Origin of the sequence: Natronorubrum bangense, from assembly GCF_004799645.1 — an archaeon.
In the GTDB taxonomy this organism is placed as follows: domain Archaea; phylum Halobacteriota; class Halobacteria; order Halobacteriales; family Natrialbaceae; genus Natronorubrum; species Natronorubrum bangense.
On the sequence record NZ_CP031305.1, the window covers coordinates 2568295 to 2591996 of the forward strand.

At 61.2% G+C, this 23702-nt stretch carries 25 protein-coding genes and 1 tRNA gene; 15 read left to right on the top strand and 11 right to left on the bottom strand.

All coding sequences use genetic code 11. The features are described from left to right. Positions 1–67: 67 nt before the first annotated feature. A complete protein-coding gene (locus DV706_RS12800) occupies positions 68–421 on the bottom strand; it encodes a DUF555 domain-containing protein (RefSeq protein WP_006064499.1) in 354 nt (117 codons plus the stop codon). Positions 422–818: 397 nt separating this feature from the next. On the opposite strand from DV706_RS12800, the gene DV706_RS12805 reads away from it, so the two are divergent. Both DV706_RS12805 and psmB read left to right on the top strand, forming a co-directional pair. After that, positions 819–998: a hypothetical protein gene (locus DV706_RS12805; protein WP_049889609.1), complete on the top strand. Its 180-nt coding sequence runs from the start codon at positions 819–821 to the stop codon at positions 996–998. Between the two features lie 153 nt (positions 999–1151). Next, positions 1152–1883, top strand: coding sequence for an archaeal proteasome endopeptidase complex subunit beta (gene psmB / locus DV706_RS12810; RefSeq protein ID WP_006064501.1), 732 nt, complete (start codon positions 1152–1154; stop codon positions 1881–1883). Positions 1884–2040: 157 nt separating this feature from the next. Here the strand turns inward: psmB and DV706_RS12815 are convergent, their stop codons facing one another. After that, a complete protein-coding gene (locus DV706_RS12815) occupies positions 2041–3171 on the bottom strand; it encodes a Gfo/Idh/MocA family protein (protein ID WP_006064502.1) in 1131 nt (376 codons plus the stop codon). 267 nt (positions 3172–3438) lie between these two features. On the opposite strand from DV706_RS12815, the gene DV706_RS12820 reads away from it, so the two are divergent. Further along, the gene (locus DV706_RS12820; RefSeq protein ID WP_006064503.1) at positions 3439–4146 is read left to right on the top strand and encodes a ThuA domain-containing protein; all 708 of its coding nucleotides are present in this window, start codon (positions 3439–3441) and stop codon (positions 4144–4146) included. Between the two features lie 17 nt (positions 4147–4163). Here the strand turns inward: DV706_RS12820 and DV706_RS12825 are convergent, their stop codons facing one another. Further along, entirely contained in the window at positions 4164–5450 is a 1287-nt protein-coding gene (locus tag DV706_RS12825; RefSeq protein ID WP_006064504.1) for a TIGR00341 family protein, read from the bottom strand. A gap of 740 nt (positions 5451–6190) precedes the next feature. After that, positions 6191–7042 carry a translation initiation factor eIF-2B gene (locus DV706_RS12830; protein WP_006064506.1) on the bottom strand — a complete coding sequence of 284 codons (852 nt, stop codon included), beginning with the start codon at positions 7040–7042 and terminating at the stop codon, positions 6191–6193. A 621-nt stretch (positions 7043–7663) separates the two neighbouring features. On the opposite strand from DV706_RS12830, the gene DV706_RS12835 reads away from it, so the two are divergent. The 5 genes from DV706_RS12835 (at position 7664) to DV706_RS12855 (ending at position 11506) form a co-directional block, all read left to right on the top strand. Further along, positions 7664–8935 (top strand): polysaccharide deacetylase family protein, encoded by a 1272-nt coding sequence (locus tag DV706_RS12835; RefSeq protein WP_006064507.1) that lies wholly within the window; start codon positions 7664–7666, stop codon positions 8933–8935. 64 nt (positions 8936–8999) lie between these two features. After that, positions 9000–9320 (top strand): hypothetical protein, encoded by a 321-nt coding sequence (locus tag DV706_RS12840; RefSeq protein ID WP_006064508.1) that lies wholly within the window; start codon positions 9000–9002, stop codon positions 9318–9320. Between the two features lie 62 nt (positions 9321–9382). Next, on the top strand, positions 9383–10459 hold the full coding sequence (locus tag DV706_RS12845; protein ID WP_006064509.1) for an Mrp/NBP35 family ATP-binding protein: 1077 nt from the start codon (positions 9383–9385) through the stop codon (positions 10457–10459). Continuing rightward, complete coding sequence (locus DV706_RS12850) at positions 10456–10725, top strand: hypothetical protein (protein ID WP_006064510.1); 270 nt, start codon at positions 10456–10458, stop codon at positions 10723–10725. Before DV706_RS12845 ends, DV706_RS12850 begins: the two co-directional genes overlap by 4 nt. Positions 10726–10849: 124 nt before the next feature. After that, on the top strand, positions 10850–11506 hold the full coding sequence (locus tag DV706_RS12855; protein WP_136350876.1) for a uracil-DNA glycosylase: 657 nt from the start codon (positions 10850–10852) through the stop codon (positions 11504–11506). A 44-nt stretch (positions 11507–11550) separates the two neighbouring features. Here DV706_RS12855 and DV706_RS12860 read toward each other — a convergent pair whose 3' ends face one another. After that, complete coding sequence (locus DV706_RS12860; protein WP_006064512.1) at positions 11551–11790, bottom strand: hypothetical protein; 240 nt, start codon at positions 11788–11790, stop codon at positions 11551–11553. Positions 11791–11913: 123 nt separating this feature from the next. On the opposite strand from DV706_RS12860, the gene DV706_RS12865 reads away from it, so the two are divergent. Both DV706_RS12865 and DV706_RS12870 read left to right on the top strand, forming a co-directional pair. After that, positions 11914–12687, top strand: a complete 774-nt coding sequence (locus tag DV706_RS12865) for a hypothetical protein (protein WP_006064513.1) — start codon at positions 11914–11916, stop codon at positions 12685–12687. Between the two features lie 40 nt (positions 12688–12727). Continuing rightward, positions 12728–12811: transfer RNA gene (locus DV706_RS12870), tRNA-Ser, on the top strand. Positions 12812–13190: 379 nt separating this feature from the next. On the opposite strand, the gene citE is transcribed toward DV706_RS12870, so the two are convergent. From citE to glmS, 5 genes are read right to left on the bottom strand one after another with little or no spacing between them, the layout of a single operon-like run. Then, a complete protein-coding gene (citE, locus tag DV706_RS12875; RefSeq protein ID WP_006064515.1) occupies positions 13191–14234 on the bottom strand; it encodes an L-malyl-CoA/beta-methylmalyl-CoA lyase in 1044 nt (347 codons plus the stop codon). Positions 14235–14282: 48 nt separating this feature from the next. Beyond that, positions 14283–15344, bottom strand: coding sequence for a 2-methylfumaryl-CoA hydratase (gene mch, locus DV706_RS12880; protein WP_006064516.1), 1062 nt, complete (start codon positions 15342–15344; stop codon positions 14283–14285). Next, on the bottom strand, positions 15337–16611 hold the full coding sequence (locus DV706_RS12885) for a methylaspartate ammonia-lyase (RefSeq protein ID WP_006064517.1): 1275 nt from the start codon (positions 16609–16611) through the stop codon (positions 15337–15339). The genes mch and DV706_RS12885 overlap by 8 nt, the downstream gene beginning before the upstream one ends. Further along, positions 16608–18047 carry a methylaspartate mutase subunit E gene (locus DV706_RS12890; RefSeq protein WP_006064518.1) on the bottom strand — a complete coding sequence of 480 codons (1440 nt, stop codon included), beginning with the start codon at positions 18045–18047 and terminating at the stop codon, positions 16608–16610. The genes DV706_RS12885 and DV706_RS12890 overlap by 4 nt, the downstream gene beginning before the upstream one ends. Then, positions 18048–18503 (bottom strand): methylaspartate mutase subunit S, encoded by a 456-nt coding sequence (gene glmS / locus DV706_RS12895; protein ID WP_006064519.1) that lies wholly within the window; start codon positions 18501–18503, stop codon positions 18048–18050. A gap of 137 nt (positions 18504–18640) precedes the next feature. On the opposite strand from glmS, the gene mct reads away from it, so the two are divergent. After that, positions 18641–19813 (top strand): succinyl-CoA:mesaconate CoA-transferase, encoded by a 1173-nt coding sequence (gene mct, locus DV706_RS12900; protein ID WP_006064520.1) that lies wholly within the window; start codon positions 18641–18643, stop codon positions 19811–19813. A 366-nt stretch (positions 19814–20179) separates the two neighbouring features. Here the strand turns inward: mct and DV706_RS21790 are convergent, their stop codons facing one another. Further along, entirely contained in the window at positions 20180–20356 is a 177-nt protein-coding gene (locus DV706_RS21790; protein WP_006064521.1) for a hypothetical protein, read from the bottom strand. A gap of 475 nt (positions 20357–20831) precedes the next feature. Here DV706_RS21790 and DV706_RS12905 point away from each other — a divergent pair, with 475 nt between their 5' ends. The 4 genes from DV706_RS12905 to DV706_RS12920 all read left to right on the top strand — a co-directional run bounded on the left by DV706_RS12905 (position 20832) and on the right by DV706_RS12920 (position 23672). Continuing rightward, on the top strand, positions 20832–21206 hold the full coding sequence (locus DV706_RS12905) for a hypothetical protein (RefSeq protein WP_049889613.1): 375 nt from the start codon (positions 20832–20834) through the stop codon (positions 21204–21206). Between the two features lie 577 nt (positions 21207–21783). Beyond that, positions 21784–22104 carry a DUF5785 family protein gene (locus DV706_RS12910; protein ID WP_006064524.1) on the top strand — a complete coding sequence of 107 codons (321 nt, stop codon included), beginning with the start codon at positions 21784–21786 and terminating at the stop codon, positions 22102–22104. 98 nt (positions 22105–22202) lie between these two features. Next, complete coding sequence (locus tag DV706_RS12915; RefSeq protein ID WP_006064525.1) at positions 22203–22964, top strand: GTP cyclohydrolase III; 762 nt, start codon at positions 22203–22205, stop codon at positions 22962–22964. 93 nt (positions 22965–23057) lie between these two features. Beyond that, positions 23058–23672 (top strand): CBS domain-containing protein, encoded by a 615-nt coding sequence (locus DV706_RS12920; RefSeq protein ID WP_006064526.1) that lies wholly within the window; start codon positions 23058–23060, stop codon positions 23670–23672. Positions 23673–23702 lie beyond the last annotated feature (30 nt).

A 23702-nucleotide genomic window follows, 5' to 3' on the forward strand; every position in this document is an offset into this window, starting at 1 on the left:
CCTTTGGGTCAGACCCAAATTCGCTGCCGTCCGCGACACGCGGGCGTGCGTGCCTGCGATGGAACACTCAGTCTTCGTCGGGAACTTCGATAACCTCGACGACCGACAGCGGAACGTCCCGCAGTGCGCCGCCGACTTCGCTCTTTGCGATCCGAGAGGCGTGCTCCTCACCATCGGCGTTGAAGACCTCCATCTCGAGGCCAAGTCCGACGAGTGCGGTGTCGGCCGCAATAAACGCCGAGTCGAATGGCTCGCCACAGGCCGGACAGCCTGTCGCACCGACCTCGACTTCGACGTAGTCCATATCTTCGCTGTTGAGTCGTTTCCCGGCTTCGCTGACGGCGACGCCGATCGCGTCGTCGATCTGCTCGACGTCACGAACCAGCCATGCCGCTTCCATCGCGACGATGTAATTGGTCATATGTCGTCGTCGGCCCGGGGGACCACCTGTCTTGCGATTCGTCTCGAGCAGCGATTCCACTCCACGCTGGCGATGCCGTTACTGTCGTGTGTCGAGTCCATCGACAGCCGACGCTGAAAGCCGGCACCGACGTGAACGAGCACAGTGTGCCATTCGAGTTCGACGCGCTCGCGGTGCGCACGTGAGCCGGATAATGCTCATACGTTATGAGAATTGTGCGAGTCGATTGTCACCTGCTTAGTCGGATCTCAACTCGAGTCCGCCTCGAGTTTCCGAAACTGAAAGTAGATCTTAATCGCATGACTGCGTCGACCCGATTCAACGACACTGATCGGTATGCTCTGCACGAGTCAGTAATGTTTATATACACCCCTCGATTGGGCCACAGTGAACGTCGATGATATCCCGCGTGTACCACGCGACCCTGTTCGCACTGTACCAGCTGTGCATTGTGATCGGTATCGCCGCAATGCCACTCGCAATCGCCGCCCGCCAAGCTGGAGTCACCCTGCCGATCCACCGCATCCTCGCAACCATCGAGGAAGCCTACGAAGCAAACAGCGCACAGATGGAGTAGTCACGCCGGGTCACAGGTCGGAACGACGCCGCGATTTTTCTCGTCGACTGACGCCGAGAGCGAGCGGGCTGTCGGTCTGGCCGCGGAAGAAAACCGGAAACCCCCGTGGTGACCGCCGGTGTTTTATACCGTGCCGGTCGTAACGTTCGGTCAATGCGAGCACCTCAACATAACTCGGATTTTTCCCGCACCGTCGACCAGTTGGCCGACGACCCGAACCCCTACGAGCCCGAAATCGGTTCGATGCCGAAAAACGATCTCTCGCGTGCTGATCTGGACAATGTCAACAAGACTGGCACGACGACGATCGGCATTTCGACCGCCGACGGCGTCGTCATCGCGACGGACATGCGCGCCAGCCTCGGCGGCCGCTTCGTCTCGAACAAGAACGTCCAGAAGGTCGAACAGATCCACCCGACCGCTGCGCTGACCCTGGTCGGCAGCGTCGGTGGCGCCCAGTCGTTCATCTCGAGTCTCCGTGCCGAGGTCAACCTCTATGAGTCCCGTCGCGGCGAAGACATGAACATCGACGCGCTCGCAACGCTCGCCGGGAACTTCGCCCGCGGTGGTCCGTTCTTCGCCATCAACCCGATTCTGGGCGGCGTCGATCACGAGGGCTCTCACGTCTACAGCATCGATCCCGCTGGCGGCGTCATGAAAGACGATTACACCGTCACCGGCTCGGGGATGCAACTCGCCTACGGTCACTTAGAGCAGGCCTACGAAGACGACATGTCCAACGAAGAGGCAAAGACGGTCGCCGCTCGCGGCATCAAATCCGCCGTCGAGCGTGACACCGGCTCCGGGAACGGTGTCTTCCTCTGTGAGATCACCGACGACGGCGTCGACATCCACGGCCACCACGACTTCGACGAAGTGCTGTAACTCGGCTCCAACCGACCGATTTTTGCGTTCATGTACTGGCCCAGCGTTTGCTTCCCGTCACGAGAGTCCCTCTTCTCGGCGTCAGGAGAGCGAAAACAGGTGACTAGTAAAGCGGCCCAAAAACAGCCGTCAGTCGCGACCACGTGACTCGTTACGCTCAGTCCAACTGTGTTGCCTGCTCGAGTTGTGCCTCGGAAACGTTGGCCTGCTCGAGTTGGACTGCCTGTCCCGTCTCGCCCGAGCGGTAGATGGCATCGATCACACGCTGGACTGTCAGTGCCTCCTCGACGGTGTTCGTCTCGGGAGTGTCTCCCGTGGCGACAGCCTCGAGGAACTGCTCGTCCTGTTCGCTGTAGCCGGTCAGCGACGAGTCACCGGTGAGCGTCACGTCAGCGTAGTGGTCACAGCCAGCCGTCCCCGTCTCTAAGATCTCGAGGTTGGTATCGCCGATGTCGAACTGGGCGCCACCCTCGGTGCCGCGGATCCGAAAGTCCATGCTCTCTTCGCGGTTGGTCGCCCACGCGGCCTCGAGTGAGATCGTCTGGCCATCGGCGGTGCGGATGAAGGCGCTGACGGAGTCGTCGACCTCGTAGGTCTCGGCTTCCGCGTCCCAGTTGTCGCCGAATCCGTCAGGGTCGGCGTACCCCTCGTCGCGTCCGAACGTCGTTCTGGTGGTGCCGGAAACCTCCGTGATCTCTGGGAAATCGAGCGCGTAGAGGGCGAGGTCGAGTGCGTGGACACCGATGTCGAGCAATGCGCCGCCGCCAGCGAGTTCGGGGTCGGTAAACCACGAGCCGGGGCCGGGGACTCCACGTCGTCGAACGTAGTTTGCTTCGACGTGGGTGAGCGTGCCGAACCGTCCGCGGGCGTGGTGTTCGTCGAACATCGCCATCGACGCGGCGTGGCGATTGTGAAAGCCGACCATACAGATGCCGTCCGCGCTGGCTGCCGTCTGCACGATTCGTTCGGCACTCTCGAGGGAGTGAGCGAGGGGTTTCTCGACGAGGACGTCACAGCCAGCCTCGAGTGCATCGACGGTGATCGGTTCGTGAAACCGGTTTGGCGTCGTGACGATGACGGCATCGACATCGTCGTCGGCGACGAGTCCCTCGTGTGTTTCATAGGTCGTCGCACCGAACTCGTCGGCAAAGCGCTGGCGTTGCTCTTCGACGAGGTCGGCACCGGCGACGACGGTCGCGCCGAGATCCGTGATGCTGCGTGCATGGAGATGCCCCATCCCTCCAAGGCCGACGATCCCGACACCGATTCCGGTCCGACTCGCGCTCATCGAGAAATCACCGATTGTTGATTGACCACCGCGAATGTGTCGTAAGAAACTATCGTTTGCGTGCGATCCCAGTCCATATGGAGAGGCAGTCGGCGATCGAAATAAGAGTTATGACTGATTAATCTGCACTATTGGCCAGGAGTTTGCATCATGACGGATTGTAATGAATGTATTTGGCCCATTAGTTGTTATAATTGTATATTTTAAACTGACTCTCACGGTTGATTACCAGCCGGGCTAAGCGGCTGGCCGTCGACAATAGGGGTAATGGCGACAGTCACGATTTGGAATGAGTTCCGTCATGAACGCGAAGACGAGGATGTCGCGGCAGTCTACCCGGATGGCATTCACAAAACGATCGCAGATGGACTTTCCAACGACAAGGAGATCGATCACCACGTTCGTACGGCGACGCTCGAGGAACCCGACCACGGCCTCACCGAGGACGTCCTCGAGGAGACGGACGTCTTGCTGTGGTGGGGCCACGAGGCCCACGACGAGGTCGATGATGCCGTCGTCGACCGCGTGCAAGAACGGGTGCTCGAGGGGATGGGGTTGATCGTCTTGCACTCTGGCCACTACTCGAAGCCGTTTAAACGGCTCATGGGAACCACCTGTAGCTTACAGTACCGCGAGGACGGCGCGACCGAACGGCTCTGGGTCGTCGATCCCGGTCATCCGATCGCCGACGGACTGGATGAGTCGTTCGAGTTGCCCCAAACCGAGATGTACGGCGAGCCGTTCGACGTTCCCGAACCCGACCGTCTGGTGTTCGTCAGCTGGTTCGAAGGCGGGGAGGTGTTTCGCAGCGGCTGTTGTTACAGACGCGGCAGCGGCCGACTCTTTTATTTTCGGCCTGGTCACGAGACGTATCCGATTTATGAGGACGACAACGTCCGGCGAGTGCTTTCTAACGCCGTCGACTGGGCGAGTCCGACCGACGGCTCGCCGCGAACGTTCGGCGAACAAGAGTGACGACGGCGCGATGTCGATTACCCACTTCGCTGCGTGTCGACCAGTTCGACGACCATCTCGAGGTCGACTCCAGTCGCTGCCTCGAGTCGCTCGCGCACCTCGTCGACGAACCCGGACGGCTCCCGTTCGCCCGGTGGCCGCTCGACGAGGACGGTGACCGACGGCTGCCCGCCGGTGTAGACGTCTACGAGTTCGTAGGCGACGTCGCTCTCTCGGAACTGCAGATCGCCGAACGCAGGGTCGTCGCTCATCGCCTCGAGTTCGGTCTTGACGTCGTGTTCGACGGCGGCAGTCTGGTAGGTGCCGTACGTGACACCGCCGAGAACGACCGACAGCAGCCCGATCGCGACGAGGAGCACGACGATCCGCGAGCGCAGCTGTCCGTAGGCACGCTGGATACGATCAGATCGGTCCGGACGGTAGCCCGAGACCCACAACAGGATCAGTGCGGTGAGGTTGATCGACAGGAGGTTCACGAGAGCGAGCGTGCCCGCGGTGACGACCACCATCGGATGCCCCCAGGCGATACCGAGTCCAGCGGTGGCCGCAGGCGGGACGAGTGCAACGGCGATCGCGACGCCGACGAGCACTGACCCGACGTTGCGGGTGAGACTGACGACCCCGGCCACGCCGGAGCCGAGTGCGAGAAAGAGCGCGAGCACGTTCGGCGTGATCCGTTCGGTGATCTGCGGAACGGTTGTGATATCGAACCCGGGCGGGAGCAACACCGTCCCCCTGAGCGTCCAGCCGATCGCCGCTGCGGTGGCAACCGAGACGACGAGCCCGGCGACCTGCAAGCCGACACCGCGCGTCGCGAGCCCGTTGTCGTCGACGACGACGCCGACGCTTGCAGCCAGTGCCGGCCCCATCAACGGAGCCACGACCATCGCCCCGATGATCGTCGCTGCGGAATCGAGTAACAACCCGGCCGTCGCGATGGCCGTACTCACCACGAGCAAAATGAAGTACGTCGATGCGGCAGGCGCGAGATCCGCTGCCCGTGCCTGTAGTTCCTCTCGAGAGATCCTGGTCCCGGCGAACTGACCAGTCAACTCGTCCGTGCGGTTCGAGACGACCGTCTCCGTAGCCGTGACGACCGTGTACGAATCCTCATCGAGGCCGGCGGTTCGAAGTGACGAGAGAAACGGCTCGACAGCGGCTGGCGGCACGGGAACCGAGACGAGCGCCTCGAACTCCCCGCGACTCGTTTCCTCGGTGACGGCGTAATCGAGGCCCATCGCCGTCGCCGTTTCGAGGACGAGATCGAGTTCGTCCTGTGGGACGAACACCTGTACGAGACGCATACGCCTGCTACGACGGATGCGGACATAGGCTGTCGCCACCATTGACATCCTCCTCCGCGTAAACGCGGAGGAATCCCAAGCGGTGGGAGTTTCAGGTTCGCAACCATGACTCCGCCACTTTGCGGGAGTCCGCATCTAACCCAGCCGTCGTGACGGTGGCTGCCTGGCCATGCCAAGTGGCCGTTACTCCTATCCTCGGCGTCGTCGACGTTCGTGGTTGTTTTTGCCCGGCGAACGCTGAGTCAGCGTCAACAGACTCGGAGGTATCGTGGGCTTGTTGAAACAGGAGGCACGCGACCGCACTCTTCTGGAATGCGGTGTTCACCGCCTGCCTTTCGGATACTGCCTCGTTACATGGGCGGACAGGCCGTCGTCCGAGAGACTGTATCTCTCGTGATCACGAAAATCTCCGATTTTCGAACGACCTCCGAAGGTCGTTCGGAATCCGCTTCGTTCCGACCTAACCTTACCGATGTATAGCGATTCATGTAACTTGAACGTTGGGATTGAAAACTCGGCTATGTTCTTGACGGTGGAACGTGGCACTAAGTGATGGCGCGTATCCACGGCCTGAAGGCCGTGGTATTGCGCCTGTTCAGCGTATAAAAGAGTGTCAGGACTCCGTGTCAGTGCTTTCGGCCACAGGGTTGTGCCGAGGGTCGGCCGCATCGTTCGTCGGGCCGTCACCAGCAGCGAGAAGTGAGCGCGTCTCCGCCGGAGCACGCACAGACGCGACGCTATCAGAACTCGTGGTGGCCTTCGTCCGTGATGACACCCTCGAGCAGCGAGGTCGGTGTCGCGTCGTAGGCTGGGTTTTCGACGGCGAAGCCGTCGGCTGGTTCGGGCATGACCTCACTCCCTGTCCGGTATTCGTTTTCGAAGACGAATCCTTCGGTGACGATTTTCGACGCCGATCCGAGGACGGTCACCGGGACGTCGAGTTGACTCGCCGTCGCCGCGATCGGGAACGTGCCGACACGGTTGTACAGCGTCTCGTCGACGATACAGTCCATGCCGACGACGACACGATCACACTCCTCGAGATAGACGCCGTGTGCGCTGTCGGTGATGAGCGTGGTGTCGACGGCGTCGATTTCGGCTAACGCTCGCGCCGTCTTGCGACCGATGTAGCGCGGGCGAGCCTCCGTAACGTAGACCTCGAAGGACTTGCCATCTTCGACCGCTTGCTCGATCGCCTCGAGCACCGTCGAGGAGTAGTCGTGTGTCAACAGCGTCGCGCCGTCCTCGAGATGCTCGACGGCGTTTTCGGCCGCGAGTCGCTTTCCGGATTCGACCCGTGAGATGACCGTGTCAATCGTCTCCTGTGTGCGCTCTTTCGCTGCGTCGACGCTCTCTACGTCTGCATCGCTCACGTCGCTGACGACCTCTCGCACTGCGTTCTGCAGTGACGCATGCGAGGGGTTCGCTCGCCGCAACACTGTCCCGTTGCGCTCGAGCGCTCGAACGTACTCTTCGACGGTAGCAAACTCCCGATCGAGCAAATCCTCGAGCGCCCGTGTCGCGTTTACGGCCACTACTGAGGAGCTGTGCGTCTGCATTTCTTGGATCTCCTCGACCGTCTCGTCGATCATACCTGCATGGATTCCCGTGACCGCAAAAGGTGTTCCGGGTATCGTCAGCGACCGCTGTTGACGATCGCTTGCAAACGACTCATACGAAATGCTGTACCGGTGTCCCGGCACGACCGCAGAACGGGTCGGGGTCGCGCCGAAACTGACGGACAACGGTTCGTCTCACACAAACGGGCGTTTTCATGCGGACGAGCCACGACATCGGAGGGCCCGCCCGGAACCACACCCGGTTTCGCGTCTCCCGACAAGGGCCGTGGCTCCGCGCTCGCCTCTCGAACGCTGGTCAGCATCCAGCACCGGTCTACTGTCGCCAGTACGGAGTAGGATCAGTGATCAGTTCGAATAGCATCACGTTGCACAGATCAACGATATTCATGTGTTACAATCACAACCCCTGTACGGTCAGTATACTATCCGCTCAAACGGATACCGTGGCAGACTCACGGCCTCTTGGCAACTAGTTTGACACATCGTCGTCGAACCCCTCGAGCAGACGGACCCGTTCACGCGTTGCTCCCGTTCGGTCAGATTACTTCGATTGACTGTCACAGGAGCGATCGACGGGCTGTGCTATTCCACATATAACAAATCGTCAGTGTGGATTCAAACTGTGACGTACCGATGGACCGACGAAGCTATCTTGCGTCAGGATTGTTGGTTGCCCTCGCTGGCTGCACAGAACTCGGCAGCACAGACGAAGCAGATGCCGAAGACGACCCAGGCGAGGCCGACGACGACAACGATCACGAACCGAACGGTGACGACACCGACAGTGAAACCCCCGGACTGACCGGCACGTTCGACGATTTCGAAGACCTCGACGAGTGGGAAGCGTTCCAGGGCATCGGCTCGATCGAAGCCGATACCGACCGCTCTTACAGTGGCTCACAGTCGGCACACCTCGAGCCCGATGAGGAAGGACAGGTCCGTGTTCGCCGAAGCCTCGACGAGCCGATCGACGTCTCGGACGTCGTTCCTGGAATCGCTATGACTGCCGAAGATCGGAGTATCGTGCGAATCCAGCTTCAGGACGAAGACGGCGACTACATCGAGTACAGCCAGCAGGTGCTCGGCGATATGCCACTGGCTCGGAAGAACTTCGGTGTTACTCGCATTCGGGGCGATCCCGACCTGAGCGAGGTCATCGTGTTGCAGGTCATCTGCTGGTTCGGTGATGACAGCGACGGAGAGCTGTGGATCGATGACTTCCATTTCGTCCCCAACACCGACTCGGGGAAAGTCATGCTCCAGTTCCACGGCGGGTACGAAACACACTACACGGAGGCGCTGCCGCTCCTCGAGGAGTACGATCTCACGGGGACGACGTTCGTCCCGACAGACCGAATCCGTGCCGACGTCGCCGTCGAGGGAGACCGACTCACTCGTGATCAGGTCGGCGAACTCGCCGACGCTGGCTGGACGATTGGCAGCCAGTCGGCCAGTGGATCCCAGCTCAGCGACACCGAATCGTACGGCGACGACCTCGAGTCGAACATCACCGATCCGATCGACTGGCTCGAAGACGAGGGGTACGACGACGGCGCTCGATTCTTTGCGTTCCCCGGCTCGACGTACACCGAACAACCGTACGAGCTCGTTCAGGAGAACTACGACCTCGCGTTCGCCGGAAATGCCCCTGCGCAGGGGTATGCGGGGAATCCGCATCTCTGTTCACTGGCCACCAGCCCCGACCCTGGCGAGGCAACGGAACTGCTTGACTGGACTGCCGAGTGGGGTGGAATCACGAGCATCGCGTTCTATCAGATCGACGACGAGAGTGTGCTCACTGCACTCGAAGAGACTGTGTCCTACCTGAGCGAACTCGAGGAAGCGGGTGAGATTGAGGTGATCACGCCCGCGGAGATGGCCGACAACTACGTCTACTCCGAGTAACGCGCCGAGAGCCTCGCACCACCCCGGCGAACAGTATACGGTCTCGAGGAACCTAGGGCCGGTGATGACCGTTTCTGTCCGATACACCTGCCCCCACTGTGACGCTGTCGTGACTCTCGAGCGACCGCCAGATCTCGCCGATCGATCGGTCACGAAGCTCTCCCAGCCGGGTTGGGAGTATGCGACACCCGACGACGACGAGCGCGAGTCAGCCGATGGTATCGCCTTCGTCTGTGGCGACGACGACGTCACCGACCGCGAGGGCACCCCAATCGAGGGCTGTGGCCGCCCCTTTTACCTCAACTTCGTCCGCTTCGAGCAGGGCGTCGAACTCGAGCCGGACCCGGCGACCTACGGCGGCCCGCGCTTCGACTTTAACGGGTAACGGTTTCGGCCCTCGTCTCATGCGAACACAACCCTTTTCGACAGCGGGGCCTACCTCCGGGCATGGACGAAACCGCCGTTCGCGACCGCCTCCGGACGGTCGACGATCCGGAACTCGGCGACGATATCGTGTCGCTCGGACTGGTCAACGACATCACCGTCGACGGCGAGCAGGTCGACATCGATCTTGCACTCGGTGCGCCGTACTCGCCGACAGAGAGTTCGATCGCCAGTGAGATCCGTGAACTGCTCGTCGAGGACGGCCTCGAGCCCGACCTCTCGGCCAGTATTCCAGACCGAGACGACTTCGACAGCGAGGAGCAGGTCCTCCCGAACGTCAAGAACGTCATCGCCGTCTCCTCCGGGAAGGGAGGGGTGGGCAAATCGACCGTTGCGGTCAACCTCGCTGCCGGTCTCTCACAGCTGGGGGCCCGCGTCGGCCTGTTCGACGCTGACGTCTACGGGCCGAACGTGCCGCGAATGGTCGATGCCGACGAACCGCCGATGGCGACCGAAGACGAAACGCTCGTGCCACCCGAAAAGTACGGCGTGAAGCTGATGAGCATGGCCTTCCTGACCGGAAAAGACGACCCCGTCATCTGGCGTGGGCCGATGGTCCATAAGGTCATCACGCAGCTCACCGAGGACGTCGAGTGGGGCCATCTCGACTATCTCATCGTCGACCTCCCGCCGGGCACGGGCGACACCCAGCTGACGATGCTCCAGACGATGCCCGTCACGGGCGCTGTGATCGTCACGACGCCCCAAGACGTCGCCCTGGACGACGCGCGAAAGGGTCTCGAGATGTTCGCCGAACACGACACCATCGTTCTCGGTATCGCGGAGAACATGTCGACGTTTGCCTGTCCCGACTGTGGCGGCGAGCACGATATTTTCGATGCCGGTGGCGGCGAGCGGTTCGCCGATGAACACGAGATGCCGTTTCTCGGCTCGATTCCGCTCGACCCCGTCGTCCGCGAGGGTGGCGATGGCGGCGAGCCGACTGTCTTACGAGACGACAACGATACTGCCGACGCCTTCCGGACGATCACCCAAAACGTCGCGAACAACACCGGGATCGTCCACCGACGCAACGTCTCTCAGACGAGACGCAACGAAGCCGTCTCGAGCGATCGATGACCACGGACGGCAACAGCGACGCTGCTGACGGGGCAAAAGAATCAGACTCCAGCCCACCGTTGGAAGCCGATTCCGAACGGGTCGGGCAGTTGCGTGCCGTCGCCGACGACATCCGTGGCGACACCAGTGAGAGCAAACAGCTCGCAAACATCCTCTATCGAACCAGCGATCTCTACGACCCCGACGAGGAGATCACGCCCGAAGAGATCGTCCGAAATGTCAAATTCATCCTCGAGGTCACCGAACGCGGCGGCCTCGATCGCTGATTCCGCCAGTTGGCCGTCAGTTTCCCCAGGTGGACGACGCTCATGGGCGTCTCAGTCCCCGCCACACGAACGGGGCGGCTGCCTCAGCCGCGTCATTTTTGCGAGCGCGCTGCTACACTCGAATGTGGACGCAAATCAGCGAACTCGAGCAAACCCCTACGGCATGGACGAGTCGTGTCGGAACTGTCCGGCACTCTGTGAGACACGGACGCAAGTCGTCCACGGCTACGGCGACGTCGGTGCGGACTTCCTGTTCGTCGGCGAGCGACCGACTGAAAGCGCAGACGACGTCGGCGTTCCGTTTGCAGCTCTCCCTGGCAGCGAGGCGACAGCCGACGACACGGGAACAACTCTTCGACGACTCCTCGAGCGACTCGGCCTCTGTGATTCGACCTCGCCGATCGACCAGCCCATCCTCGAGAACGCCTATCTGACACACCTCACCCGCTGTCGCGACTCCGACCGAACGCCGACTGACGGGGAAGTCGGCAACTGCGAGCCGTTCCTCAACGCCGAAATTCGGTCGATCAATCCACACATTCTCATCCCTGTCGGGGAACGAGCGTTGCAGGGACTCGGTGACGAGTATACGACGACACCCACCGACGAACTCGCGTTGCCGGACGACCACGGGCGGCGAATCCGTGGCCGCGGCTTCGAGCTCGTGCCGATGATCGAGCCACATGAGCAGTCTGCCGAGCAAACGCAGGCGTGGCTCGAGGCGTTCGTCGAACTGATGGCGTCGGATTATCGCCAGACGAAAGGACAGCGGAGTCGATAGGAACGGACGAACCGTGACGAACGGTCGCAAAAAGCGGTGGCCGGTTACCAGTACGGCCCCTCGCGCCACTGTTTTGATCGGGCACCGAGAGCGATCAACGCGCCGACGACAACGACGGTGACCGCCAACACGGCGACCGTTGGTGCAAGATACGCGCTGGTTGACTCGAGTACGACACCGTCGACGAAGCCCCAGCCGCCAAGCACTGCTAGCCCGGCGACGACCAGCGCTCCGAGGAGCCCGACCGAGCCGGGTACTGTTCGTGATACTGCGTGGTCCTCCATAATCGACTGCAGACACCGCAGTAGTATAATTCGTCCGGCGAGGCGGCTGGTCGAACATTCCGGTGGCGCTATCGCGCCGCCAGAAGCGCCGCGTTCAAGAGTCACGCAGCCCGAACACAGCACATGATCGTCGTCGTTCCGGTCGACCCACCTCGAGACGGACTCGCGTTGTCGTCGCTCACCGAGCAAACGCCTCTCACCGCTGCCGAAGCGGTCACGCTCTACGAGGCCGCCGTCATCGACGTCTGTCGAGCCGTCGATGCCAGCGGCGGCGAGTTGCTCGTCAACTACCGTGACGAGACAACCCTCCCCGACGAGTTCGCCGGCGGCGACCCCGAAGCCGAGGTTCGTGCGCTCGTTACCGACGCGCTTGGTGATCTCGAGACGGAGTCCAACGACGGCCCACACAGCGACGAGCGTGTTCGATTCGAGAAACAGGTCGGCTCGAGTCGCAGCGCTCGAATCGGCAACACCGTCACCCACTTACTCGAACGCGAAGACGCGAGTAGCGTCGGTATCCTCGAGCCGACGGCTGCGCTGGTCGGTCGAACCCAGATCGACGGCGCGGCGATGTCGATCCGCCGCCACGACGTCGTCCTCGGCCCATCTTCGGGCGGGCAGCCGTACCTTGCAGCGTTTAGCGAGCCGATTGACTTCACTGACGCCTACGCTGGTTCCGAACTGGCGACGCTGGCCACCCGCGCAGACGAAGCTGGACTCGGAGTCGGTTTTGCCCCGATGCTCCCAACCATCGCAACGCCGGCTGGCCTGCGATCAACGCTTGGGCTCCTCGAGGCACGCCGAATCGCCGGCACACCGGGCGCTGAGGCAACGGCAGCTGTCGTTGACGACCTCGGGCTGACGATTGGGGAGGATGGTTCGCTCGAGCGATCGTAACCGACAACCCTTTTTGACCGGACGGAAAAGGAAGCAGTGAGGTGGGGTGGCAGAGCGGCCCAACGCGGTTGCCTTGAGAGCAACTGGCTGACAAGCCTCATGGGTTCAAATCCCATCCCCACCGTTGCTGTCGCGAACAAATTCGTGAGCGACAGCGACGTCAGTGGGATTTGAATGAGGGAAGTCGCAGCCCGGGAAGCGAACGAAGTGAGCGACCCGGAACGTCTTCACGTGGTTCAAATCCCATCCCCACCGTTTTTCGCGAACAAATTCGTGAGCGACAGCAACGTCAGCGGAATTTGGGGGAGATCAGTCGCGCGCAGCGAGGGTGTCTGGGCGTGGTTCACATCCCATCCCCCAGTTAGACAAGACTCGAGCAGTTTGACATCCACCCACCTGAAGTCGTGGGCGTTCTCTGTGTAACACAACAGATCTCTTCGCATCGCTATCGGCTCGAGACAGCACAAAAAAGACGACTCGAGAAGGAAGCCGTCGGACCGTGGTTACTGGTAGGAGAGTTCGAGGGTGCGAGCGCGCTCGAGTAAGTCCGCGTCGTAGTACTCTTCAGTCTGCTCGGGTCGGGTGTCGTCGATCGCTCGGACCTGCAAGATCGTGTTGCGGAAGACCTTGAACGTGGCTTCGTCGACCATCTGGCCGTCGAGGGTCACTGCGCCAGTCCCCTCAGCTTTGGCTTCGTTGAAGCGCTCGATCTTGCTCACGTCACGCTCGAGTTCCTCGGGCGTGGGCATGTGAACGGTGTTGGCCTGAATCGTCTGTTTCGGATACAGCGACCACGAGCCGTCGAGGCCGAGGTGGGCTTCGTGTTCGACCTGGTCGGCGTAGGCGTCGGCGTTGTAGTAGGTCAGACCAGCGCGCTCTTTGAACAGGTCGTCGAACGGGCCGCCGATCGAGAGGAGGCCGCCAGCGCTGGCTTCGTTCGAGAGCGCCTCGAGCAGGCCGTCCCAGCGTGGCCGACCGTCGCCGAGGTCTCGAGCGCCGAGTTCGGCGGCGTAGTCGACGGGACCGAAGACGAGCGCGGTGAGCCGGGACTCCTCGCCGAACTTGGCAATCTCGCGCAGATCCGAGCGAGCGCGGCCGGTTTCGATGATGATCGAGAGCTTGATCGAGCCGTCGGCGTAGCCGTGTTCGGCCTCGGCTTCCGCGACGACTTCAGCGGCTCGTTTGACGTCCTCGACGCGGCCGACCTTGGGGACGACGACGCCGTCGAGCTCGTCGCCAATCTCGCCGACGAGCTGATCGATCTGTTCGCGACCGCGGTCACGGAAGGAGGCGTCCTCGTAGCTCCACTCGACGCGGGGCCAGATCTCGCCGGGGAAGTCGTACTCGGGAACGAGCTCGATCGTGTTCTCGAGCCCTTCGTCTTTCATATTCGGCGCGGTGCCGTCTTCCATGTCGGGGACGAGCCAGTCGGGAGCCTGGAACCCCTCAGCTTCGAGGCCCGAGCGGAGGTATTTCGCCGAGTCGTCTTTTGGAACGGCGGCCGGTGCAGTCTGGAACGTTCGGCAGAGTCGGATGTCGTCAGTCATGTCTGTGAGTTCGTAGTTGTCTGCGTGCGATTATGATGTTCGATCGTGTTAGTTAGAACGCTTTTGGATTTCCGCCGTGCGTGTCCCCGAGTAGACAGGCTCGTCGTCCTGATTGAACGCGATGTGTTCGAAGGTGACAGTGCCTGCCTGCTCGCTCGAGGCGTCGTCTTCGGCCGAGAGCACACGCGTAAAGGCGTAGACGGTGTCGCCGACGGCGACGAACGTGTGGAACGATTCGTCGTCGAAGCCGACCTCGCGCCAGGTCTGCTCGTCCGAGCGAGCGTGACCCAGCGCCGTCGAGCGGGTGACATCGCCATAGGTGACGATGTCGCCGGATGGCGAGTCGCTCATCACGTCGACGTTGTGGTGTTGTTTTGCCGTGTTGAGCGTCGACAGTGGAAGCTGGGCGACGGTGACGTCGTCCTGTGTGCGGCCGCGTTCGTGGCGGTAGGCGACGGCTGCGTTTTCGCCGTCGGCTTCCTCGAGTGCGGCCTGGAAGTCCTCGAAGTAGCCTCCATCTGGCGTGATGAACTCCTCGGGGAGGTCGGGGCCGTCGTCGGCTTCGGCAGCTGCCGCGCCACTTCCGTCGGTCGCAACGGGCTCGCGACGTGGGATCATGTTCGTCCGTTCGTACGAGCACAGCACCTCGCCGGTCTCGGCGTCTTTGCCGCGAGTGCGCCAACTAACGATGCCGTACTCGGGACGGGAACTCGAGGTCGCCGTGTTGACGACTTCGCTTTCGACGTGGAGTTCGGTACCCGCATACACCGGCGCTTCAGGGAAGCGGACGTCCGTTCGGCCGAGGAAGTAGCCGCCTTTCTCACTCAGGTCCTCGACGGTGATGCCCAGCGTCGCCGCCGTCAGGTAGTCCGGATGGATCGGTGGCTCGTCGTAGCCACGGGCCTCGGCCGCATCGGTTCGCCAGTAGGCTGGGTCGTGGTTGAGCGTCTGGCCCATCCACTGTTCGTTGCCAAACCGGGTGAGCGTGAGTCCGGGGTCGTGCTCGATGACGTCGCCGTCCGCGAAGTCCTCGAAGCAGTTGCCCTTCTCTTTGGTTTCGACCTGTTCGAGTGCCTGTGCAAACGTGTCGGGATCGGTCCAATCAGTCATCTGCAGTAATCTCGTCAGTCTCGGTCTGTTGGTCTCGCTCGCGGCGTGCGATCGTGCGTCGCATCTCGTTTTCGACGATCATGTAGCCCTCGTCGAAGCCCATACCGGGCTTTGCGAGTGTCTGTGCGGCGTCCGTCGCGAGGGCGACGTGGGCACAGGCACGCGCAGAGGTTTCCGTTTCGTTGCAGGTCCCGCCGAGATAGGCACGGGTGTCGGTCCCCTCACAGTAGCGAACTGCCTGTCCGCTCCGGTGAATGCCACCAAGGTCGGGAGTTTTGATCTGCACGAGGTCGGCTGCGCCGGCGTCGACGAACGCTTGGACGTCCTCGAAGGTGTTACACCACTCGTCGGCGACGATGTCGACATCGACACCGGCCGCCTCGAGTCCCTCGCGAAGTTCGACCATCGCTGCGATCTGATCTTCTCGGTTGCCAACGTCCATCGGCCCCTCGATCTGAAGCGGGTACGGCGCGGCGGCCTCCTCTAAGGCGGCGAAGTAGTCGACCACTTCGTCGCGGTCATAGGGACCGTCGAAGATCTCTCCGATCATGCCGTAGACGTCGATGTGGAATCGGGGATCGTAGTCGTCGGGGCCGAGCTCCTGAGATCGCTCGACGAGCCACTCGACGTACTCGAGTAAGGTCTCGCCGTTTTCGCCGATCTTCTCGACGCTGTTGATGAGCGCGTGGGGCAGGACGGGAACGCCCTTGACGAACATCTTCTCAGTGTTGTTGTAGCGGTCGTCACCGGACTGGCCGAAGACGGGCACCGGTTCGGTTGCCGGCTCCGTACCGAGTGCATCGGCCATCACGTCTGTCTGCGTGGTCTGTTCGGCTTCGGCGGCTGCGGCGAGCAGCGCCTGGGAAACACCGTATCGGATCGCCGTGTGCAGACGGTCGCCCTCGACTTCCATCTCCTCGAGCGTCTCAGCGTTGTCGAGGAAGTCGGTCGCATCGCGGCCGACGAGTTCGTCGGCAACAGGGCCCTCGATAACGGGAGCGTACTCCTCGGCTTTGAACAGCGGATCACGCCCGCCGGCACCGGAGTACTGGACGGCGGTACAGTCACCGCGGACGACGGTGCCGTCCTCGAGTTCGATGTCGACGATGATCGACTCGCCGGCTTGTCGGATTTCGTCGAAGCCCTCGGTGACGGGCTCGCCCACGTAGGTGAAGCCGTCGTGTTCGGCACCTTGCTTGATCGCGCGCTGGTCGTCGAAGAAGAACCCGGAGTAGCCGGGCGTTGCGTATATGCCTGTAATATTCATAGTTTCACGTCGCCCTGTGGGCGACCGATGAGTTTGCCGTCGCTGATCGCGTCGACGTCGTCTGCAACCATCCGGAACGACTGTTTGCGGCCCTCGGTGTCAGCACGTTGGGCGAGTCGCGCCTTGTGAATCTCTTTGATATCGTCGTCCATCGCGAGGTCGGCCCACTCGAAGATGCGGACGCGACCGTCGTCGTCTCGGGCCGGTAACACAGCCCCTTTCGCACTGTCGCTGGGTGCGAAGGGAACGTCGAGGGCACCGGAGTCGAACGCCTTGAGCGTCCCCTGAACGACGTCGCCGTCGCCGTGTTCGAAGACGGTGTCCATCAGACACCGGGTCTCGCGCTCGATGAGGTCCTGTTCCTCTGCGATGCCATCGATGTCGATCTTCTGTTCGATGGCCATATCGATGACCTGGCGTGTGGTGCGCAGGCCGGCGGAGTTCGCCTCCATCGTCGGAACCCCTTGGAACTCCTGTGGGGATTTCGTGATGACCTTATCTGGCTTGGCGATCGCGGCGGTCATCCCGCCGAAGCTGATGACTCCGTTGGCGCGGGCTTCGTCCGGCGGGAACCCGCCCATCCACTCGTGGAAGACAGTGGTGACGACGACTTCGTCGGGCAGATACTCGTTGCCCAGCTTTTTCAGCGCGTTCAGGGCGGCGACGTCTTGGACGACGTTACCGACCTGTCCGTAGCCGAGCGTGATCGAGCGCACGCCCTGTGTCGCTGCGAGCTTGCCTTCGATCAGCATGACCGCGATTGCGATCGATGGTGGGACAAGCGTCCCTGTGAGCGGACCGAACGGCTCGCGGTTGATCCGCACGCCGCGTTCGGTGTAGGCCCCGGCTAGCCGGTCGACGAACTGCCAGCGCTCGATCGTTTCCTCGAGCCCATGGCGTTTCGTGTACGGAATGTTGTAGGAAATCGGGCCGCCTTCGAAGCTCTGGAAGCCACCTGCGAAGGTGATCGCCGCCAGCAGCCGGGCGTCCGGGGTGCCGTGGCGAACTTCGATCGGCGCGTCGACCGCGTCGATCAGCTTCCGACAGCCATCGACGCCATGGTTGACGGCCGGGAAGCCGTTCAACGTGTCGTCGCCCGTCTCGCGGGCTTTCTCTAAGCCCTGCTGGGCTTTCTCGTACTCGTTGTCTCGCGTGTACGAGTCGATCGTCGTCGGGAGGAGGTCTGCCTGTCCCTCTTCGTGAAGATATCTCAGGAGCTCGATCTGGTCGTCAAGCCGGGGAACGCCGGCTCGAGGCTGCAAGAGCGGCTTGTCAGCCGACTCGAGGACATCCGCGAATCGCTTGTGGTCGGGCAGCGACTCGTGGTATGCGATGGCGTCCTCGAAGTCGACGTCGTCGCCGGTGTGCCAGTTAGACCGGATCTCCTCGTCAATACGCCGTAGCTCGTCGGAGGGAATACGTTCGTCTCGTATCATCTAGGAACTGATAGTGGCGCGTTCCGACTCAGTCGGTGTAATCTGCAGGTCCTGGCGAAGCGCTTCGATCGCGTCTTCGGAATCTGTCTCGGAGTCGAAAACACGGTCGAATCCAAGCTCCCGGAACGTCTTTCGGGTTTGCTCGAAATCGTCCTGACCGACGGCGAGGTTGCCACCGATGTAGGTGACTGCGTCGACGCCTGCTTCCTCCAAGACGTGATGGAATCCCTGACAGTCCTGCTCGGCGTGGCCGTAGAGCGAGGAGACCAAGACGGCGTCAGCGTCGTGGTCTACAGCTGCCTCGGCGAACTCCTGCTGGGAGGTCTGGACACCGAGGTTAACAACGTCAAAGCCTGCTGCACTGAAGGCCTGCTCTAGGATTGTGATTCCAACGACGTGGGCATCGGAACCAATCACGCCGAGGACGACCGTTTGGGACATCGTATGCAGAACCATGAGGAACACCACTATAAACCTAATGATCTTCCATGATCATACTCCTTAAACATCCTAACAGCGTCCCTATGTTACGATCTAACAAAGTTCATGATCAATAGTAAGGATTTAGGTGCTGGTATCGCAAGGACTCGTACATGGGAGCGCTTTCGAATCTCCGTGTGCTCGATCTGACCCAGGTGCTTGCTGGGCCGTACTGTACGATGTTACTCGCGGACATGGGTGCAGACGTGGTCAAGATCGAACGACCGGGCGGCGACCTTATCCGCTCGAATCCGCCGTTCGTCGACGACCCCGAAGCGGAAGCCTACGGTGGGTACTTCCAGAGTGTCAACCGCGGAAAAAAGAGCATCGAGCTCAACTTCGGTGACGACGAGGACCGCGAGGATTTCCTCTCGCTCGTCGAAGAGGCCGACATTGTCGTCGAAAACTATCGTGCGGGGACGATGGAGAAGTACGATCTCGGCTACGAAACGCTCACCGAGTACAATCCAGAGCTCATCTACTCCTCGATCCGTGGCTTCGGTGACCCACGCACGGGCGAAACACACCGCCAGGGACAGCCCTCGTTCGACCTCATTGCGCAAGCACTCGGCGGCGTCATGGAGATTACTGGACAGGAAGACGGCCCACCGACGAAAACCGGACCCGGCGTCGGTGACCTCTTTACTGCGGCGCTAAACTGCGTCGGCATTCTCGCGGCGGTCAACCACCGCGAACAGACTGGCGAAGGCCAGTACGTCGACACCGGCATGTACGACTCGATGCTGAGTTTCACCGAACGCGCGATTTACCAGCAGTCCTACGCTGGTACCCCTCCGACTCGACAGGGCAACTCCCACCCCACCCTGTTCCCCTACGATGCCTTCGAGACGGACGACGGCTACACTGTCATCGCCGCCTTCGGCACCAACCACTGGGAGGAAGTGTGTGCGGCGATGGGACGCGAAGACCTTGCCGAGGAGTACCCAACCGCGGCTGACCGCCTCGAGAATCGCGACGCGCTGCGCGAAGAAATGGCCGCATGGACGGCCGAATTGACCAACGACGAACTCATCGACACACTCGAGGGCCGAGTTCCCGTTGCGCCGGTCCAGACGACCGAGGAGATCTTCGAGGATCCGCACGTTCACGCGCGTGACATGCTCGTTCCGGTCGAACAACCCGGTGCTGACCGTGACGTCGAGATTGCCGGCAATCCGATCAAGATGTCCAAGACGACGCCCAAACCACGCGGCCGCGCGCCGCTGCTCGACGAACACCGCGAGGAAGTGCTCGGCGACGAAGCCGAAACGACAGCCGACGACTGAGAGACGGTCCAGCTGGGCGGATCAGTAGACCGCCGAACACGTTTTCTGGTGGGCAATTGCCACGGCGCTTGAGCAGTCCAGTCTGACCAGTGACCTCTGTAGGTGACAGTTCGAGGCGGACTCGAGGAACTCGTGATCGACGAACGTGCTGACGAACGGATGGACAGACTGAGGAGGAAATCGCTCTCGACGGGTGAACTGCTGAGAATCGTACCCGATCACACGACCACGAAAACCCACTTGCAGCGGCCCGCTCTGTCAGCCAGAACCAGGAGGCGAAAACAGCACGTTCGTAATCTCGACAACCGCACTCCACGTCGCTGGTAGCCAGTCGGATTCGACTAACGACATCCAGAGCGGACTCGTCTACGAGGACTCGAGTATATCGGGTGGGGCATGACAGCCACAGGGCGACGCAATGGCTTCATCCGGCCCGATCACGGTCACCATCGACAGCAGCGAGCCACAGACCGAACAGCGAGGCCGCGACGAGTCGGCCGACTCATCGTCGTCGCTGGCCTCGAGATCGGTGGTCACCTCCATCGATCCCACTGTTTGAGGCGGCTCATCGGTAGACGTTTGGGGCAAACAGACCGTCGCGCGGGATGGGAGACTCCCGCTGAGGAGGATCCAATCATGATATGTCTCGTACACAGTCAGCGATGGCCGTCGACTCGAGACGGCCGATAATCGCTTCGTTGGGCGTTGAACTACCCACACCGGGTGGAACACACGTGCGGACGTGTGTGCCTTTGGGCGCAGGGTTTCGTTCGCTATATTCGTTTACAGCGACATATATCTGACGGTGATTATTATAAGCAACTGAATGACACCCTCGAGCTAGCTCTCAGATGACCGACACGGACATGATGCTCGAGATTCCAGACGAAAGCCACTCCTCGTCGGAACCGCATCCGAACATCGTTCCCGCTGTTGTCCACCAGCCCGATGTTATCGCATTATTAACCATTATATCAATATCGTAATGCTTTAGCCAGATCAGATGGAAGGCGTTCGTATGACTCGACAACGAGTTACGGAAGAGCCACAGCCAGTGAGGAAATGGAACGACGTGTTCACAGCCATCTCGGCTGAGCCACGCCGTCAACTCGTCGCCTCACTGCTGGATCAACCGACAGCTCAGTCCGTTTCGTTGCCGGACGGCGCGACGCCAGCGACGTCGTTCGGTGATCGAGACACACTTCGACAAGAGCTCCACCATCGTCATCTGCCACTGCTAGCAGACATGGGATTTATCGAGTGGGACACCGACCCGCTGGTTGCCTCTCGAGGCCCACGATTCGAGGACGTCGCCGTCGTGTGCAAGTCCTTACACGCCAACGCAAGCGAGATCCCTGAGTCGTTGCTCGAGGGAAGCCACTGGCTTGAGTGAGAGTCACAGCAAACGAAACAGCGCACGTTCTGGTGGCCTTGGAACGATGTTGGACGTGCTACTGACAGCACGTGTCCCCCGTAAAATGAACCCGCACTCGAGTCACAGCCTGCGGCGATTCACCGGGCCGAAAATCCTACTCCGCCTCAGTCTCGTCCGAAAGCTGGCCGGCAGCACACGCTTGTAGCACCTGCCGCACGTGAAAGTCCTTTTCCGCAGGGTCAGTTTCCGCTAGCGCTTGCTCGAGATGTGCCGTGCATTCGGGACTGAGTTGCCTGTTTGAGGTCATCTCGTCCGGTCATATCGCATCGAATGTAAAAAAGATAGTCCCGTCAAGTACCGGATCGACCCCCGGCATCTCGAAGCGATATAGTAGCCACTGCACGTCACTGCACATCTGATCGCACGATGGCTGTGCGATCAGCGTGTACATAGTTGCAGTTGTTACTATCGCTGACCGACTGCGACCACCCACCCACACGGCTGCGGTCAGAAACCGACCCAGTCAGGCGACCGCGCCGTACCGAGGCGACGATGGAGAGTAACCCTTTTGCGGGACCCCTACACACGTTCCCATATGGACTGGCCACACGATCCCGACGGAGAGCAAGGGAGCGAAGGAATGCGAAAGTTCGACATGCGGATCATCGCTGACAAAGTCGACGAGGAGGAGGACTTCCCGCTCAACCGTGACGAGTTCGTTGCCGAGCACGGCGACGACCCGATCCGGATCAACCACGAGACGGTCGTGCCGATGAGCGACATCTTCGAATACATCGATGACGAGGAGTTCGAGACGATCCTCGACATGCACAAAGCAGTCGGCGCCGCAATGCGGGCCGGTGACTTCTGGGACTACCACCCACAGGGTGCAGACCCGGAGAAGAAACACGCCTAACTGTCGGCTCGAGCCGATCGACTGTCGCGTTTTCGACTCCCATCACGAATCTGGATTACGTATCACTTATACGACGCCGTTCGAAAGAATCGATCACCGTGACTAATACGCAGGTGACGCTCTTTCAGATCGACAACTACGGGCCGTGGACGGTGACACCAGAGCCACGCAGGGAGGCAGACCTCCAGACGCTGCAATCCCGGCTCTATGCCGACATCTCCCAGTTCGTCGGCAACCGTGACGGCTACGTCTTTTTCACCCGTTTCGATAACATGGTCGCCGTCACGAACGGCTGCTCGTTCGAAGATCACGAACTCCTTCAGGAGTCCGTCGGCAACCGCTACCCCGTGACACTCAGCCTCGGTGTCGCGACCGGTACGAACCCGGTTCAGGCACTTGCAGACGCAACAACACGTATTCAGGACGCCGGTAGCGCACAGGACAAAGACCGACGAGAGTGTCTCGAGGGACGGGTCATCGATGACGTCCACCGAACCGACGAAGACGTCCAGATCGCGCATTTCGACGTCGTCAACGCGACTGGCCAGTACACTGATGAGCTCAACGCCTTCGATACGTTCATCGAGATCGAGCAGGGGTATGCGGAGCTCATGCGCCACATGCGCTACGCCCACAACAGCCTCTCCTTTTTCGTTGGCGGCGACAACATCATCGTCGTCTGCCCGGATCTCGAAGAAGCCGACTACGAGGAGGCGATTACCCATGTCGAAGAAGCAGTCGATGTCGAGTTGCAGGTCGGCGTCGGGCGTGGAAAGAGCGCACACGATGCTGGCTTCGCAGCGAAACACGCGCTCGAAACGTGCCGTGCCGACGGCACCCGCGTCGAACTCGAGTGGTAGGCTGCTCGAGACGGTGAGTCACGGATCTTCGTGGCGAATTTGCTTAAGTGTAGTGGAGGTAGCTTTTAGCCCATCTATGGGTATTGTTCACATATGGAATCGGAACTGTCCGTCAGGGATATCCTGGCGACTGAATACGTCGGTGTGAGCGAGTCAGACTCCGTCCGCGGCGCAGTTGCGCTCATGCGCGAGGAACGCGCGAGTTGCGTGCTCGTCGTCCGCGGGAGCGAACCAGTTGGTATTATGACCGAATGGGATGTCCTCGGTGTCGTCGGCGACGGCCACGAGCCCGATGAGACGACCGTCGGTGACGTGATGACCTCGCCAGTCATCACGTTCGGTCCGGATCGGTCGCTCACCGATGTTGCCAGCACGATGGCTCGTGAAGACATCCGCAACGTCGTGGTTGAAGACGACAGCGGCGTGGTGGGGCTAGTGACTCAACGAGACGTCATCGCCGCTGCGGGATCGTTCCAGGCGACGATGACGCCGCCACGGTCAGGCAATCCGACACTCGAGGAGGAACGGCCGATCGACGAGCGTTCCCCCCAGTCGACCACTCTTGCCGGCTCCGACCACGAGTCACCGGTGCGTTCCAACGGCGACGAGTACTCGACGCAGGGTGTCTGTGAGGCCTGTGGCTCGCTTGCGGACTCGCTGTGGGATGCGAACGGACAGTTAGTCTGTACGGACTGTCGAGCGGTTTGAACGCCCCTGTCGACCCGCTCGCGCCAACGG